The sequence below is a fragment of the Pseudomonas sp. PKS genome, from assembly GCF_051913525.1.
In the GTDB taxonomy this organism is placed as follows: domain Bacteria; phylum Pseudomonadota; class Gammaproteobacteria; order Pseudomonadales; family Pseudomonadaceae; genus Aquipseudomonas; species Aquipseudomonas guariconensis_D.
This window is the reverse complement of sequence record NZ_JBEGDO010000005.1, coordinates 254,814-270,363: the sequence shown is the minus strand read 5'-3', so window position 1 is coordinate 270,363 and position 15,550 is coordinate 254,814. Positions and strand designations below refer to the sequence as shown.

17 protein-coding genes are annotated in these 15,550 nt (G+C 62.2%); 9 read left to right on the top strand and 8 right to left on the bottom strand.

All coding sequences use genetic code 11. The features are described 5' to 3' along the window. Positions 1–131: 131 nt before the first annotated feature. Positions 132–995, bottom strand: coding sequence for a universal stress protein (locus tag ABOA88_RS08185; RefSeq protein ID WP_196170461.1), 864 nt, complete (start codon positions 993–995; stop codon positions 132–134). A gap of 153 nt (positions 996–1,148) precedes the next feature. On the opposite strand from ABOA88_RS08185, the gene ABOA88_RS08180 reads away from it, so the two are divergent. Next, a complete protein-coding gene (locus tag ABOA88_RS08180; protein WP_196170460.1) occupies positions 1,149–1,766 on the top strand; it encodes a tRNA-(ms[2]io[6]A)-hydroxylase in 618 nt (205 codons plus the stop codon). 23 nt (positions 1,767–1,789) lie between these two features. Here ABOA88_RS08180 and ABOA88_RS08175 read toward each other — a convergent pair whose 3' ends face one another. Continuing rightward, the gene (locus ABOA88_RS08175) at positions 1,790–2,110 is read right to left on the bottom strand and encodes a DUF883 family protein (RefSeq protein WP_196170459.1); all 321 of its coding nucleotides are present in this window, start codon (positions 2,108–2,110) and stop codon (positions 1,790–1,792) included. Positions 2,111–2,236: 126 nt separating this feature from the next. Between ABOA88_RS08175 and ABOA88_RS08170 the strand changes: the two genes are divergently transcribed. After that, positions 2,237–2,500: a hypothetical protein gene (locus ABOA88_RS08170; protein ID WP_070571827.1), complete on the top strand. Its 264-nt coding sequence runs from the start codon at positions 2,237–2,239 to the stop codon at positions 2,498–2,500. An 18-nt stretch (positions 2,501–2,518) separates the two neighbouring features. Here the strand turns inward: ABOA88_RS08170 and ABOA88_RS08165 are convergent, their stop codons facing one another. Next, positions 2,519–2,998 carry an LEA type 2 family protein gene (locus tag ABOA88_RS08165; RefSeq protein WP_196170458.1) on the bottom strand — a complete coding sequence of 160 codons (480 nt, stop codon included), beginning with the start codon at positions 2,996–2,998 and terminating at the stop codon, positions 2,519–2,521. 89 nt (positions 2,999–3,087) lie between these two features. Next, complete coding sequence (locus ABOA88_RS08160) at positions 3,088–3,978, bottom strand: LysR family transcriptional regulator (RefSeq protein WP_367851903.1); 891 nt, start codon at positions 3,976–3,978, stop codon at positions 3,088–3,090. A 102-nt stretch (positions 3,979–4,080) separates the two neighbouring features. Between ABOA88_RS08160 and ABOA88_RS08155 the strand changes: the two genes are divergently transcribed. From ABOA88_RS08155 to ABOA88_RS08130, 6 genes are all read left to right on the top strand, one after another. Continuing rightward, positions 4,081–5,160: an extracellular solute-binding protein gene (locus ABOA88_RS08155; RefSeq protein WP_196170456.1), complete on the top strand. Its 1,080-nt coding sequence runs from the start codon at positions 4,081–4,083 to the stop codon at positions 5,158–5,160. A gap of 27 nt (positions 5,161–5,187) precedes the next feature. Further along, positions 5,188–6,153 (top strand): agmatinase, encoded by a 966-nt coding sequence (gene speB / locus ABOA88_RS08150; protein WP_196170455.1) that lies wholly within the window; start codon positions 5,188–5,190, stop codon positions 6,151–6,153. Between the two features lie 194 nt (positions 6,154–6,347). Beyond that, positions 6,348–6,668, top strand: coding sequence for a hypothetical protein (locus tag ABOA88_RS08145; protein WP_367851902.1), 321 nt, complete (start codon positions 6,348–6,350; stop codon positions 6,666–6,668). Between the two features lie 22 nt (positions 6,669–6,690). Beyond that, positions 6,691–7,830 carry a PQQ-dependent sugar dehydrogenase gene (locus ABOA88_RS08140; RefSeq protein WP_367851901.1) on the top strand — a complete coding sequence of 380 codons (1,140 nt, stop codon included), beginning with the start codon at positions 6,691–6,693 and terminating at the stop codon, positions 7,828–7,830. Between the two features lie 62 nt (positions 7,831–7,892). Then, a complete protein-coding gene (gene zapE / locus ABOA88_RS08135) occupies positions 7,893–8,999 on the top strand; it encodes a cell division protein ZapE (protein WP_367851904.1) in 1,107 nt (368 codons plus the stop codon). 11 nt (positions 9,000–9,010) lie between these two features. After that, positions 9,011–9,595, top strand: a complete 585-nt coding sequence (locus ABOA88_RS08130; RefSeq protein ID WP_367851900.1) for a DinB family protein — start codon at positions 9,011–9,013, stop codon at positions 9,593–9,595. 70 nt (positions 9,596–9,665) lie between these two features. On the opposite strand, the gene ABOA88_RS08125 is transcribed toward ABOA88_RS08130, so the two are convergent. The 3 genes from ABOA88_RS08125 to trhP form a co-directional block, all read right to left on the bottom strand. Further along, positions 9,666–10,103, bottom strand: coding sequence for a YqaA family protein (locus tag ABOA88_RS08125; RefSeq protein WP_196170451.1), 438 nt, complete (start codon positions 10,101–10,103; stop codon positions 9,666–9,668). Beyond that, positions 10,103–10,531, bottom strand: coding sequence for a DUF411 domain-containing protein (locus ABOA88_RS08120; RefSeq protein WP_367851899.1), 429 nt, complete (start codon positions 10,529–10,531; stop codon positions 10,103–10,105). The genes ABOA88_RS08125 and ABOA88_RS08120 overlap by 1 nt, the downstream gene beginning before the upstream one ends. A 237-nt stretch (positions 10,532–10,768) precedes the next feature. Further along, a complete protein-coding gene (gene trhP / locus ABOA88_RS08115) occupies positions 10,769–12,112 on the bottom strand; it encodes a prephenate-dependent tRNA uridine(34) hydroxylase TrhP (protein ID WP_367851898.1) in 1,344 nt (447 codons plus the stop codon). Between the two features lie 121 nt (positions 12,113–12,233). On the opposite strand from trhP, the gene ABOA88_RS08110 reads away from it, so the two are divergent. Beyond that, complete coding sequence (locus ABOA88_RS08110) at positions 12,234–13,295, top strand: AI-2E family transporter (RefSeq protein ID WP_367851897.1); 1,062 nt, start codon at positions 12,234–12,236, stop codon at positions 13,293–13,295. 4 nt (positions 13,296–13,299) lie between these two features. Here ABOA88_RS08110 and ABOA88_RS08105 read toward each other — a convergent pair whose 3' ends face one another. After that, positions 13,300–15,360: a TonB-dependent receptor family protein gene (locus ABOA88_RS08105; RefSeq protein ID WP_437437102.1), complete on the bottom strand. Its 2,061-nt coding sequence runs from the start codon at positions 15,358–15,360 to the stop codon at positions 13,300–13,302. Between the last annotated feature and the right edge of the window lie 190 nt (positions 15,361–15,550).

The following is a 15,550-nucleotide window of genomic DNA, read 5'->3' as shown; positions in this document are numbered from 1 at the left end:
CCCCATGTGAGAGTAGGTCATCGTCAAGATTCATTTCGCAAAACCCCTATCTGCGCGAGTAGGTAGGGGTTTTGTCTTTGTGCTCCTGAAACAAGCACCTATAGAGATCGTGTCGCAGCCCCTTGGCTCCATCAGCCACGCGCCAGCTCTGCCAGGTGCGCGACAGTCTCTTCGCTCTTGAGCACCAACACGTCACCCTCCAGGGCGTCGAGGACCACTTCCGAAGTATTGCCAATCAAGGCGCCGGAAATACCCGTGCGGGCCACAGTGCCAATGACGGTCATCACCGCATCGAGCTGCTTTTCTGTGTAAGGGATAAGAACATCTGCCGGACCTTCGGCAATGTGTAAATGATCATCAGGAATGTCGAATTCGGCCTGAAAGGCCTTGCAGGCTTCACGATATCGCTGCTCGATGGTTTCGGAGAGCTGGTACGTCGGATCAGACGCCGAAAGCATGGGAGAAGGGTGGGCGGTGATGACGTGCAGATCACCCTTGGCCAGGCCGGCAATGGCATAGCCATGGTCGATGATGCTGGCATGTAGACGCCTATGGTCTTCATCGTTGTTGCCTACATCCACCGCGGCAAGAATCGCGCCTCCGGTCCAAGGCCGCTCGTTCTTCACCATCAGTACTGCACAGGGGCAATAGCGCAGGAGTTTCCAATCGCTAGGGGTCAGTAGTGCCTTGCGCAGTGGATTGTCTGGGCGGTGCTCCTTGATGACCAGTTCGCAACCTTCGGCCTGCTGCACCTCGATGATCGAGTCATGCAGGCTTTCATGCCAGGTCTGTTCATGGGTGATGTTGTCATACCCGTCATCGTGTAGCTGGCTGCTCAACAGGCTGAGCAGGGCGCTGTGGTCCTGGCGCTTGTCGCACATCAGCAAGTGTAGGCGTGCGCCAGTCACCCCGGCGATGAGCTTGGCGCGCGTCAAGGCTCGACTGTGGGCGTGTTCGGGGTCTAGGACGACGAGGATGCTGCGGACGGCTTGCATGGGCATTAACTCCCTTGGTAGGTGGCGGCCAGTGCCTGACTATAGTCAGCATCCCGCGCAGTGCCGCTTGACATGTATCAGCATAGTCGCTGGCGATCGGCGCCACCCCCGGTATAATCGCCGATCCTGCCGTTGGCCTGTTGTTGTGAGCTTATGTCCCTGATTCCCGAAATCGATGCCTTCCTGGGCTGTCCTACCCCTGACGCTTGGATAGAAGCGGCGCTCGCTGACCAGGAAACCTTGCTGATCGATCACAAGAACTGCGAGTTCAAGGCCGCCAGTACCGCGCTGAGCCTGATCGCCAAGTACAACACCCATCTTGACCTGATCAACATGATGTCGCGCCTGGCCCGTGAGGAGTTGGTGCACCATGAGCAAGTCCTGCGTCTGATGAAGCGTCGTGGTGTTCCGTTGCGACCGGTGTCGGCGGGGCGTTATGCCTCCGGTCTGCGGCGTCTGGTGCGGGCTCACGAACCCGTCAAGCTGGTGGATACGCTGGTGGTTGGTGCTTTCATCGAGGCCCGCAGTTGCGAGCGTTTCGCAGCGCTGGTACCGCATCTGGACGAAGAACTCGGGACCTTCTATCACGGCCTGCTCAAGAGCGAAGCGCGCCATTACCAAGGCTACCTCAAGCTGGCCCACCAATATGGTGACGCCTCGGACATCGCTCGAGTCGTGGAGCAGGTGCGTGAAGCCGAGGCAGAGTTGATCAGTTCGCCAGATCAGGAGCTGCGCTTCCACAGCGGTATCCCAATGGCCACGGCGGCCTGAGCGGTTTCGGGGATTGGGGCGGGTCAGCGTCGCTGGCCCAACACAAGGCCGATCACCAGCCCCACACCCGCTGAGATTGCCACCGTCTGCCATGGATGTCCGCCCATGTAGTGCTCGGCAGCCTCCATCGCAGGCTGTGCCTTGCCACGCAGGGTATTGGCGGCCTGGCGTGCTTGGCGCAGCTTGAGGGCGATCTGGGCACGTAGGGTATCGGCCTCGTCCCCCACCAGCGCAGCACTGTCATGGAGCAGTCGCTCCGATTCTTCGATCAAGGCCTGCAGTTCGCTGAAAACCTGGTCCTTGATTTGTTCGTTGTCGCTGTGTGCGGCGATTTTCCTGGCCATGAACGTGTCCTCGATCGTAGGGGCTTGAGCAATGGATGCCGCACCGTGCGGAAAGTTGCCGCGGCGTACCGGTTGCTCGCCGCTACAGTGTAAGATAGCGGCCATTTTCAAGCGGTAGGTAATCCCATGAGTTTCAATCTGGCCAACAGAAGCTTCGAGGAACGGGCACAGATCGAGGCAGAGAAGTCCCGGCTGTTCGAACATTGGCAGAACAACCTCGGCAAGGCCAAGGGCGAGGCTGCCCGGCTGATCGGCGAGAAGCCACGGCGCAAGAGCAAATGGGCGGAATGGGTTCGCGCCGAACTCGATGGCATGTCTCCCCCTGAGTTCGCCAACATGGTGCGCAGCGAAGTCAACAAGATGATGGCCGCGGCCAGCAGCAATCGCTGATCCTCGCCGCCTGCGCGATCACCAGGTCGCGCTACCGACAGCGGGCAGGTCGAGCTTGCCCTTGTCGGTGAAACGCACGGTCCCCAAGGGGCCGCCCGCCATCTTGCCCTGCAGCACGTAGGGCAGCCCCTGCAGTGAACCCAGCCGTCCCAAGCCATAGGCTTGGCGCACCATCGCAAAGGCCGTGACGCTCATGGGCACTACGATGACCGCTTCGTCGTAGCGGCCAATGTGCCCCTTCTGATCGCTGACCCCAGCGGCCAGGGGCTGGCCGTTGACTTCAAGCTTGAGTGCGATGCCGTTGAAATCAACGGGCGTCTCGTTGGGATTCTGCACGCGGATCTTCACTGCCATGCGCATTTCCAGTTCCGCGGAGGGTAGTGGTTCGATCCCGACGACGTTGATGTTCAACGGATCACGCGCCTGGAACAGCGCGCAGGCATTGAGGGCGCAGGCCAACAGGGCAATCAGCCAGAAACGGAGGCGGCGGGTGGTCATGACAGTGGCCTTGGGGAAGGATCGAGCCCGCAGTGTGGCAAAAGGGTGCAGGCGTTGAAAGACCATCTGCGCCGGGTCCTCTGAAAGAGTCAGGCGAAGGCCTCCCGAAGGTCCTCGGCAAAGGCCTGCTGCGCCTCTCCCGGCGCTTGGGCACGATGCCGGGCGAGGGTAAAGGACACGCTGAAATCCAGGCCTGGATCCAGCGCCCGCAGCAGCCCGCGCGCTTCCCAGGGTGCGGCGCAATGGAGGGGCAGGTAGCCGATGTGGCGTCCCGAAAGGATGAATGTCAGGGCGCTGTCGATCTGCTCGGCCAAGGCAGAGCTGCGACGGCTCTGGAAGGGTTCGCCCGCTTTGAGGAAGCGGTAGGGGTGGCGGACCTGGTCTGCTTCGAGCAGCTCGTCGCTCCCCACCTGCATCACCGTGAACAACGGGTGCCCCTTGCCGCAATACAGCCGTTGGGTTTCGTCGAACAGCGGCTGGTAGTCGAACGCAGCTTGGCTGCCGGAGAAGTAGCTGATGGCGTAGTCCAGGCGCTGCTCGAGAAGCAGCCGCTCGAGCTCAGCCGGCGGCGCACTGATCAACTCCAGTTGCACTGACTCCTCGCGTTGGCGAAAGCGTGCGATGGCATTGGCCAGACGGAGCGTGACGCTGTTGTCCTGGTTCTCGGCCATGCCGATGCGTACCGACCCCAGCAGCCGTCCGCCGACACCATTGGCCTGTTGACGGAACTGCTCGATCTGTACCAGCAACTCCCGGGTAGCCTTGAGCAGCAATTCACCCTTTTCGGTCAGGCGAAAGCCCCCCTTGCCGCGACTGCACAGGCGGTATCCCAGGCGGGTTTCGAGGCGCCCCATCTGCTGACTGATGCTGGGCTGACTCAGGCCCAGCACGCCTTGGGCGGCACTGAAGCCGCCGGCCTCGACTACAGTGACGAACAGCCTAAGCAGATGCAGGTCCGGGTCGTGCAGTTGTCCGAGCATTACATCACTCCTGGTGAATGTCAGCTTTGCAAACTTGCGATTTTTTCAATGTAACCCGGCTGGCATGCTGAGGGCATCCACTCATTTGCCGAGGTGTTCGCCATGCGTCGATCGCTGTGTCTGCTGTCCCTGGTCCTGGCTTTGCCTCTCCAGGCCGAAGAGAAGGTCGTCAACCTCTACAGCTGGGCCGACTATGTCGCTGAGTCGACGCTCAAGCGATTCGAGCAGCAGACCGGTTACAAGGTGCGCTACGACACCTTCGACACGCCCGAAGTGCTGGAGACCAAACTGCTCACCGGCGGCAGTGGCTATGACGTGGTGGTGCCTTCATCCACGGTGCTGGCCAGAGCCCTCAAGGCCAATGCGTTGCAGCCCTTGCAGGCCCAGGAAATGCCTGGGTACAGCAACCTCGACCCGGACATGCTGGCCAAGCTGGCCGAGACCGATCCCGGCAATCGTTATGCCGTGCCCTACACTTGGGGCACCTTGGGGTTGGGCGTGAACGTCGAGGCAGTGCGCGAACGTCTGGGTGACGTACCGCTGGACAGCCTTGATCTGCTGTTCAAACCCGAATACGCCAGTCGCCTCAAAGGCTGTGGCATCGCCTTGCCCGACTCGCCTCAGGAAGTGATCGGGGTAACCCTCAATTATCTGGGCAAAGACCCATACAGCCAGAGCAAGGCCGATCTGGATGCGGCCCAGGCTTTGCTAAGCCAGTTGCAGCCCTCGGTGAGCTACGTGGCCAACGGCCGACAGATCAACGATCTGGCCAACGGCAGTGTATGCCTGGCGTTGACCTACAACGGCGATGCGGCTATGGCCGCCGATCAGGCGCGTCGTGCGGGCAAGGCCTTCGAAGTGATCTACCGCATCCCACGCGAGGGGACGTTGGTCTGGCAGGACAACCTGGTCATCCCAAAGGATGCCCCGCACCCGGAGGCTGCCCGCACCTTCATTGCCTTTATGCTGCGTCCTGAATCCGTGGCCGAGCTCACCAATACGCTGTTCTTCGCCAATGCCAACCAGGCTGCCACGCCGCTGGTGGACGATGCCGTGCGCAACGACCCGGACATCTATCCATCCGCCGAGGTTCGCCAGCGCTTGTATGGCGATCGCGGCATGGCGCTGTCCGACCTGCGCCAGCGCAACCGGATGTGGACTGCGTTTCGCAGCCGTCAGTAACGAACAACGACAACCAGGAGCTCGCCCGTGGAACACGCCCACAACAATGACCAGGCTATGACCCGCGATAGCCTCTACGGCACCGCTGCGGAAAGCACCTACGCTGGCATTACCAGTTTCTCTCGGCGCCGCTATAGCCGTGACCTGCGCGGCGTCGATGTGGTGGTCAGCGGTGTGCCGTTCGATACCGCCACCAGCAACCGTCCTGGGGCCCGCTTCGGACCGCGGGCCATCCGCGCCGCCTCGGTGCAGCAGGCATGGGCCAGACATTGGCCCTGGACGTTCGACCCCTTCGATCATCTGGCGGTGATCGACTACGGCGATTGCGCTTTTGACAGTGGCACACCCGAGTCGGTCCCGGCCAGCATCGAGGCCCATGCCAGGCAGATCCTCGACGCTGGGTGCGCCATGCTGACCCTCGGGGGCGACCATTTCATCAGCTATCCTCTGCTCAAGGCCCATGCCGAGCGTCACGGACCTTTGGCGCTGATCCACTTCGATGCGCACAGCGATACCTGGCCGGACGAGGAGGGCAAGCGTATCGATCATGGCACTATGTTCTGGCACGCGGCCCGTGAGGGCCTGGTGGACCCTTCCTGTTCCGTGCAGATCGGCTTGCGCACCACCAATGACGACACCCAGGGCTTTGCCATTCTCGACGCGCGCCAGGTGCACCGTCAGGGCACGGAGGCTGTGATCGCGGCGATCCGCCAGCGCGTAGGGGATCGACCGGTGTACCTCACGTTCGACATCGACTGCCTCGACCCTGCGTTCGCCCCTGGCACAGGTACGCCGGTCTGTGGCGGGCTGAGCACGGTGCAGGCGCTGGAGATCCTGGGTGGGCTGCGCGGCATCAACCTGGTGGGGATGGACATGGTGGAGGTGGCGCCGGCCTATGACCATGCCGACATCACCGCCCTGGCTGGCGCCACGCTGGCCATGGAGATGCTTTGCCTGTATGCCGCGCGGCACAAGGTCGACAGCAAGGCTTGAGAACCTCAATCAAGGCCGCTCGCGCCATTGAGCGATGAGTGGCCTTGTGTCGCGAAAGCCCAGCACCGCAATCCTCTAGGCTCATACTGAAACATCAAGAAATCTCTCTCCCTGCATTCGCACTTTTGCCGCGAACCTGTCGCGTCCTAGGCTATCCAACGCTTGAGCGCGCGATTGCGTACAGGAGGTGAAGCATGAATCCCACGATATCCGCTCTGGTTATCGGCCTTTCGCTGAGCCTGCCGCTGTCGGCTGCGCCGCTCCCCGAACCGTTGCTCATTGCCGCGGACCGCAACAACCCCTACAACAGCCCGATCCAGCGCGCCAACCCCAATAGCCACCAGGGCAGCATGCAGGCCACACCACCGGTCCGCGGGCCGTCCACTCAGCCGATCATCCGGCCTCCAACGCTGGACAACCGTGGCATAGGCAATGGCGACAACCTGCGGCGCGAGCAGCAAAGCCCGAACCTGGAACCCACTCGACCACCGCGTGATAACCAACGTGCGCCGTGAATCCCACTGGAAGGAACCGAGCATGACCCGCAGAATCTGGCTGGCCACCTTCGCCCTGGTACCCCTGTTGGCCCAAGCGGCCCCTGAACAGCACTTGCCCAGCGAGGCGGGGCAACTGACGGTCAGCACGATTGCCGAAGGTTTGCGCAACCCCTGGGCATTGGCCTTTTTGCCCGGCGGCCAGGGCATGCTGGTGACCGAGCGTCCCGGCAACCTGCGGGTGGTCAGTGCCGGGGGCAAGGTCGGCCCGCCGCTGAGCGGTGTTCCCGTGGTCTGGGCCCAGGGGCAAGGCGGATTGCTTGATGTGGTGCTGTCCCCCGAGTTCACCAAGGACCGCACGATATACCTCTCCTATGCCGAGCAAGGCGCCGACGGCAAGGCCGGTACCGCGGTCGGTCGTGGGCAGCTGTCCCAGGATCTCGCCCGGTTGGAGCATTTCACGGTGATCTTCCGCCAGCAGCCGAAGCTCTCTGAAGGCATCCACTTCGGCTCACGCCTGGTATTCGACCGTGACGGCTATCTCTTTATCGCGTTGGGTGAGAACAACCAGCGTGCCACCGCTCAGGACCTGGATAAACTCCAAGGGAAGATCGTGCGTATCCTCCCGGATGGCGAAATTCCCAAGGACAACCCTTTCGTCGGTCAGGCCAACGTGCGCCCCGAAATTTGGTCCTTTGGCCATCGCAACCAGCAGGGCGCCGCCCTCAACCCCTGGACTGGCAAGCTCTGGACCCACGAGCACGGGCCCCGTGGCGGTGACGAGATCAACATCCCTGAGCCCGGTAAGAACTACGGCTGGCCTATCGCGACCCATGGAATCAACTACTCGCTGTTACCGATCCCCGAAGCCAAGGGCCAGCACGTGGAGGGCACCCAGCCTCCTCACCATGTCTGGGAAAAGTCGCCCGCCATCAGCGGCATGGCGTTCTATGACAGCCCGACCTTCAAGGCCTGGGACCACAACCTGTTCATCGGTGCCCTGGCTACACAGGAGCTGATTCGCTTGCAGCTCAAAGGTGACAAGATCGTGCATGAGGAGCGCCTGCTGGGTGAGCTCAAGGCGCGAATCCGAGACGTGCGGGTGGGGCCGGATGGTTATCTGTATGTGCTGACCGATGCGAAGGACGGGGCGCTGCTCAAGGTGGGATTGAGCGAAGACTGACGGGCGTTTGCCCCCAGCAAGCCCGAATGCGTAGGATGCGTTCTTTTACCGAGCGTCAGGGCATGTCCTCCGATCCGCAAACCCTTTATCGCCAGGCTATCGACGAGCATGGGTTCGTCCATGACGGCGCCCAGGCGCTGGCAGTGGACGCGCTCCAGGCGTGTTTCGAGGCGCTGCGATTGGGCAAGCCCACCTTGGGCGTGTACCTCTGGGGCCCGGTCGGGCGAGGCAAGACCTGGCTGATGGATCAGTTCCACCGTAGCCTGCAGGTCCCGTCCCGACGCCAGCATTTCCACCACTTCATGGCCTGGGTACACCAGCGGCTGTTCCAGCTCAATGGCACCCGTGACCCCTTGCAGGCCTTGGCCAAGGCCCTGGCGACCGAGATTCGCGTGTTGTGCTTCGATGAGCTGTTTGTCAGTGACATCGGCGACGCAATCATCCTGGGACGCCTGTTTCAGACCTTGTTCGACCAGGGGGTGACGATCGTCGCCACCTCAAATCAACCGCCGGAGCAGCTCTACCGCGACGGTTTCAACCGTGAGCGCTTCTTGCCGGCGATTGCCGCCATCGGGCGGCACATGCGTGTGCTGAACGTGGCGGGCAAGCAGGACCATCGTCTGCATCCAGGCGCCCTTCGACAACGCTACTGGGTCGCTGAACCCGGACAGCCCACGGCCCTGGGGGCTGTGTTCGGTCAGCTGAGCCAGGGTGGGGCTGCCACTGACCAGCCGTTGTCGATCGGTTCTCGGCAAATCCGCGTGATTCGTCGCAGCGAGCAGGCCATCTGGTGTCATTTCAGTGAAGTGTGCGAGCAACCCTTGTCGGCTCTGGAGTTCATGGGGTTGTGTGACCGCTTTTCGGCGATTCTGGTCCAGGGCATCCCGGCCTTGGGCGGTGCCCAGCGGGCGGGACGCATTGCCCGTGGCACCGAGGATGGGGCCCAGCGGGTGGTGGCCGGAGACCGCGAACTGCCGACGCTGGCGCCCAAGGATGACAGCGTGCGTCGCTTCATTGCCCTGGTCGACGAATGCTACGACCGTCGGGTCGCCTTGTACCTGGAAGCCGAAGTCCCGCTCGAAGCGCTCTACACTCAAGGGTATCTGGCGTTCCCGTACCAGCGGACCCTGAGCCGGCTACGGGAGATGCAACTGCAACGCTTCGCCTGAAGGAGCCGACCATGGAGCCGCTGTCGCATCATCTGCTGACCCAGGCCTACAACAATGGCTGGGCCAACCATCGCCTGTACAAGGCATGCCTGCAACTGACCCAGGACGAGTTCGTCGCCCCGCGTTGCAGCTTCTTTCCTTCGATCAAGGCCACGCTCAACCACCTCCTGACGGTGGACTGGTTCTACCTGCATGCGCTGGAGTGCGAACAGCGCGGCGAGGCGCCGGACCCGGATGGCGAGCGATTCTTCGAGCCCGAGCAGCCTTTTGCCACCTGTGCCGACCTGCATGCCGAGCAGGCCCAGGCCGACCACCGGCTGATTGCCTATTGCCAGCTTCTGCGCGATGACCAATTGCAGCGCTACGTGAGCATCGTGCGCCCGGATCGTCTGCAGCGCGAGCAACGCCTGCGCTTGCTGTCGCACCTGTTCGAGCATCAGATCCATCATCGTGGCCAGGTGCACGCCATGCTCAGCGATACGGCAGTGCGACCGCCTCAGCTGGATGAGTTCTTCTGTGAAGAAGAGGCTTGCCTGCGGGCCGATGACTTCGCCGAGCTGGGATGGACCGAGGCGTTGGTCTGGGGACGCTTGTAACGGCAAAAGGTGGGCTGGCGGGCCTCGTGCGAGACAAGCCGCTCCTGCAAAGCTCAACGTCGGTCTACGATCAGCGTCCGTGCATCCAGCCCAGGGTGATCATCGCCAGTACCAGGTAGCGCCCGCCCTTGGCCAAGGTCACCAGCAGTACGAACCGCCAGAACGGTTCACGCATGATGCCGGCGATCAAGGTCAGTGGGTCGCCGATCACCGGCATCCAGCTCAGCAGCAGCGACCATTGCCCCCAGCGGTGGTAACGCTGCTGGGCGCGCTCCAGCTGTTGGGCACTGAAGGGGAACCAACGTCGATCACGAAGATGCTCGATGGCCCGCCCCAGCAGCCAGTTGACGATCGAGCCCAGCACGTTGCCGAGGGTGGCCACCACCAGCAACGTCGCCCAGGCATCGGGTTGGCTCAGCAGCAACCCCACCAGCACCGCCTCCGATTGCAGCGGCAGCAGGGTGGCGGCACCGAAGGCGCTGAGAAACAGCGCCCAGAGACTGAGCATCAATAGTTGGCCAGCACTTCGTCCTTGCCGTCCTGGGTCAGGCCGATGACCTGGTAGGCGTCCTTGTGGTCACCCATCTCCATGCCGGGCGAGCCCATGGGCATACCCGGGACGGCGATGCCTTTGAGGTCATTGCGCTTGGCGAGCAGGCGGACCTGTTCGGCCGGCACATGACCCTCGACGAACTTGCCGTTGATCACCCCGGTATGGCAGGACGCAAGACGTGGGGCTACACCCAGGCGCTGCTTGACCTCGCTCATGTTCGGTTCGACGTGGTCGTTGACCGTGAAGCCGTTGTCACGCAGGTGGCTGATCCATTCCTTGCAGCAGCCGCAATTGGGATCGCGGTAGACGTCGATGGTCTCAGCGGCCTGGGCCAGGCCGGCAATCGCCAGCAGGCCGAGGGAGAGCAGGTGTTTGCGCAGCATGGTGATAGTCCTCTAGATACGCAGGCAGATACTGGCGTCTGGTTGGGCCGCTCCCATGTCCCGCGATGTGCTGGGACACGCGCGAATACGTGGTCTGGAAGGGCGGCCCGTAACCCTGAATTGACCCGCAGCATAGCGTAACCGGCCTTCTGGCGCAGCGCGGTCGGTTGCCGCCCGTACCGGCGGCGGCCTGCGCGATGGTCGCTTTCGGCAGCTGTCAGCGGCCTGAACGCAGCATTACAGATCTGTCAGGCGCGTGTGCTCCAACTCCAGGTCGCGCATCAGCAGGCCGTATTCCAGAGAGACTTGTTCGGGAATGGGCAGGTAAACCACATGGCCATCGCCTGGCGCTACCTGGATGGGCTGTTGCTGGCGGTCGCGCAAGTAATTCAGGTCAAAGTGATAGTTGCCCCGTGGGGTCATCAGTTCCAGGTGATCGCCCACGGCGAAACGGTTCTTCACCTTGACCTCGGCCAGGCCCTCCACCCGTGTCCCGGTCAGTTCGCCCACGAACTGCTGGCGCTCGGAGACCGAGTTGCCGCGCTGATAGTTCTGGTACTCATCGTGAACGTGGCGTCGCAGGAAGCCTTCGGTGTAGCCCCGTTGGGCGAGGGACTCCAGGTTACCCATCAAGCCGCGATCGAAGGGCCGTCCTGCCACGGCATCATCGATGGCCTGGCGGTAGGACTGTACGGCGCGGGCGCAGTAGAAGTGCGACTTGGTCCGGCCTTCGATCTTCAGCGAATGCACGCCCATTTGGGTCAGCCGCTCCACGTGCTGGATGGCGCGCAGGTCCTTGGCATTCATGATGTAGGTGCCATGTTCATCTTCGAAGGCTGGCATTTCTTCGCCTGGGCGGTTGCTTTCCTGAAGCAGGAACACCTGCTCGGTCGGCGCGCCGATGCCCAGGGTCGGCTCGACCTCGTGGACGATTTCGCCGGTGGCGTTCTCTGTGGCCGGGGTGGCTTGGTATTTCCAGCGGCAGGCATTGGTGCAGGTGCCCTGGTTGGCGTCTCGACGGTTCAGGTAGCCAGACAGCAGGCAGCGACCGGAATAGGCCATGCACAGGGCGCCGTGGACGAACACTTCCAGCTCCATGTCGGGCACGTGCTGGCGGATTTCCTCGATCTCCTCCAGAGACAACTCGCGCGAGAGAATCACCCGGCTCAGGCCGAGCTGCTTCCAGAACTCGACACTGGCCCAGTTCACCGTGTTGGCCTGCACCGAAAGATGGATCGGCATCTGCGGGAAGTGCTGGCGAACCAGCATGATCAAGCCCGGGTCGGACATGATCAGGGCGTCGGGCGCCATCTCGATGACCGGAGCGAGGTCCTTGATGAAGGTCTTGAGCTTGGCATTGTGCGGGGCAATATTGACCACCACGTAGAAGCGCTTGCCCAGGGCATGCGCCTCCCGGATACCCAGCGCCAGGTTGGCGTGGTCGAACTCGTTGTTGCGCACTCGCAGGCTGTAGCGCGGCTGGCCAGCATAGACCGCATCGGCACCGTAGGCGAAGGCGTAGCGCAGGGTCTTGAGGGTGCCGGCGGGGGCCAGCAGTTCGGGCTTGGCGGGAGGGGTCATGTGCGCACCGGGCAAAGGCGCGGATGCTAAGGCCAGCGCGTCGATGCGACATTGATCTGGATCAACGGCACTTTTAACCAAGCGGCGGGCACTAAAGGGATGACCCCCGCGAGAAACCTCCATGAACCAGACCGCACTGCAGAACAAGGCCCTGATTGTCCTCCTGGCGCTGGTGACCATCGCCTTCCTGTGGATCTTGCTGCCGTTCTACGGTGCGGTGTTCTGGGCGGTGATCCTTGCCATCCTGTTCTCCCCGTTGCAGCGTGACCTGATGCTGCGCTTGGGGGGGCGGCGTAACTTGGCGGCAGCCTTGACGTTGTTGGTGTGCCTGCTGATCGCCATCTTGCCGGTGATCATCATTGGTACCTTGCTGGTGCAGGAGGGCGCGAGCCTGTACCAGCGCATCGAGAAGGGCGAGCTGGATATCGCCGGTCATCTGGAAAGTTTCAAGTCATTGCTGCCGGCCTTCGTCCAGAACGCCTTGGAGCGCCTGGGCATGGGCGATCTGGAAGGGCTACGTGACAAGATCACCAAGTGGGCCACGCAAGGCAGCCAGTTCCTGGCGGGCCAAGCGTTCAGCTTTGGCCAGGGCACGTTCGATTTTCTGGTGAGCTTTGGCATCATGCTCTACCTGTTGTTTTTCTTCCTGCGAGAAGGCGGGGAGCTGGCGCGTAAAGTGCGGCTGGCCGTGCCGCTGCCAGAGCAGCAAAAGCGTCGCCTGCAGTTGAAGTTCAGCCGCGTGGTGCGTGCCACGGTCAAGGGGAATCTGCTGGTGGCCATCACCCAGGGGGCGCTGGGTGGTCTTATCTTCTGGGTGCTGGGCATTCCCAGTGCGTTGGTCTGGGGTGTGCTGATGGCGTTTCTGTCGTTATTGCCAGCGGTGGGGGCGGGCATTGTCTGGGCACCGGTGGCGGTCTATTTCCTGGTCACCGGCGCAATCCTGTCAGGGGTGGTATTGATCGCTTTTGGTGTACTGGTGATTGGCCTGGTGGACAACCTGCTGCGGCCGATCCTGGTGGGCAAGGACACCAAGATGCCCGACTACCTGATTCTGATTTCCACCCTGGGCGGCCTGGCGGTGTTCGGCCTCAACGGATTCGTCATCGGCCCGCTGATCGCCGCGCTGTTCATGTCCAGCTGGGCGATCTTCACCAGTCGGTTGCAGGTGCAGTTGCCGTCATGACCTTTCAGAGAAAGCTGTAGGACACGCCGGCGTAGACGCCAAAGCCTTCGCCCGGCGTGGAGCGTGGTTTGTCCTTGCCCTGATCGTCATACCCAGGCGTCACCGTGGCGGCATAGCGTTTGTTGGTCAGGTTGCGCAGGTCCAGCCAGGTCTGCCAGTCCTGCTTCGGAGAGTTCCAGCCCAGCCGGGCGCCGAGCAGGGTGTAGGCATCGGCGTGGTAGCTGTTGGCGTAGTCGACCTGGACTTTGGACGCCATCTGGGTGTTGAGGCCTGCGTAGAAGCCGCTTGGCCAGTCGTAGCGCACCTCGGCCTGGTAATAGTGCATCGGGATGCCTGGCAGGCGGTTGTCGCCGAAGGTGTCGTCGTCCCGGTAGTGGAAGTCGCTGAAAGTATAGGCCTGGCGCAGGGAGACCTTGCCGATGCCGGCCTGTTCCCAGAGCGTGCTGTCCAGGCTGGCCTCGACACCTTGGTGCACGGTGGGGCTGGCGTTGAATTCCTTGGGCAGGGCGCCTTGCACGATTTCAACGGCCAGCAGTTCGTGACGTACCTGCGAGTAGTACCAGGCCAGGTCCCAATGCCCCAGATGCGAATCGCCACGTGCACCCAGTTCCAGCGTGGTGGCGGTCTGGTTTTGCATTTCGATCGGTTGGGTAGGGACTGTCGAGCTCCAGATCAGCGACCAAGGGTGCGGAGGTTCCACGGAGCGGCTCAGGTTGCCATACACCTGCACGTGTGGACTGATGTCATACCGCAAGCCCAGACGAGGCGCGTAGTCCCAGTCATGCTGGCTGACCTTGCCGCCATCCTGCGGGTAGGTCACATCGCTTTCGCGGCGGGTATAGATCATTGCCAGGCCGGTGGTCAGCCACAGGTCAGGCATGAGTTCCAGGTCGTTGCCGACATGCAGTACGGTGTCCGAGCCCTGGTAGCTGAAGTCCCGAGTACGAGGGCCGAAGACATCGCCAGTGCGCACGAACTGCGAGGCGCCACTGTTGGGCAAGTGCTTGGTGGTACGCCAACCGATGGTGGTGTTGCTCTGAAGCCCGAACAGGGTGTCGCGACGCACATAGTTGAGGGTCCCGCTGACATCGGTATAGGCGACCTTAAGGCGCATGGGGCCTTCGCGCAGGTCCATCGGGTAGTCGTGGTAGACCAGTCCCGCTTCCAGGCGAGCGTCATCCTCCAGGTAGAAGGTGGTCTTGTTGGCCACCCAAGTACTACCCGGTTGCGGGCGACTGTCGTCTCGGGCCAGGTAGTCTGGATTGGCTGCACGTGGATCATGCTTGACCTGTTCTTTGGTCAGGCGCCCAGCCAGGTCGTTCTCTGTTTCGCGGTAGCGCAGGTAGAAGCGTGTTTCCAGGTTGGGATTGAAGCGATAGCCGACGTTGGCGGCGAAACCCTTGGCACTGCCGCTGCTGTGTTCCTGATAGCCATCGTATTCGGCGTCGGTCAGGGCCACGTAGTAGTCCAGATCCCCCAATACCTGCCCGGAGCTCACGTGCCGATGGGCGTATCCGCGACTGCCCACTTCATAGCGCACTTGCGCAGGCGCGGCGTCGTAGCCGGTGTGGGTCACATAGTTGATTGCGCCGCCGAGGGCCAATGCCCCCTGGTCGAAGCCATTGGCTCCACGCAGCACCTCGGCACGGCTCAGCCACAGCGGCTCGAACAGCTCGTAGGGCGTGCCCCCCGGGCCCGTCAACGGTAGGCCGTCGAACATCGTGTAGACACCAGAACCATGGGCTCCGGGGGCGCGATTGATGCCTGAGCCGCGGATTGACAGCTTGATGCCATCGTTGCCGGCCGACTGGGCGAAGACACCAGGTTGATAGGCCAGCACGTCCTGGTTGCTGGCGACACGCCCTTGCTCGACACGTTGCATGTCGATGAGGTTGGTGGCCCCAGGGACCTCCCGTAGGCGCTGCGCGGCGGACTCCAGCTCACTTTGCTGCTGGCCTTCGATCACGACCTGCTCCAGTTCCAGAGGTGCAGCGGCCATTGCCGAGTTGCCGGTAGCAACGACCCATAGGCCGACAGCGCAAGGGATAGGTGAAACGGGACGCATCGTACAACTCCAGGCAGTAGGGCGGGCAACAGGTGTCAGACGCACGCAAAATCCTTCAGAGCACGTCACTTTTTTAGGGAAAAAGTGCCCCTGCGCATGTAAGACGTTTTGTGTAGGACGCCGACCTACAACCCTGGATGCTGGAGTAACGCGACGATGGCTTCGTAAGGTTCAAGCACATCAAACGTAA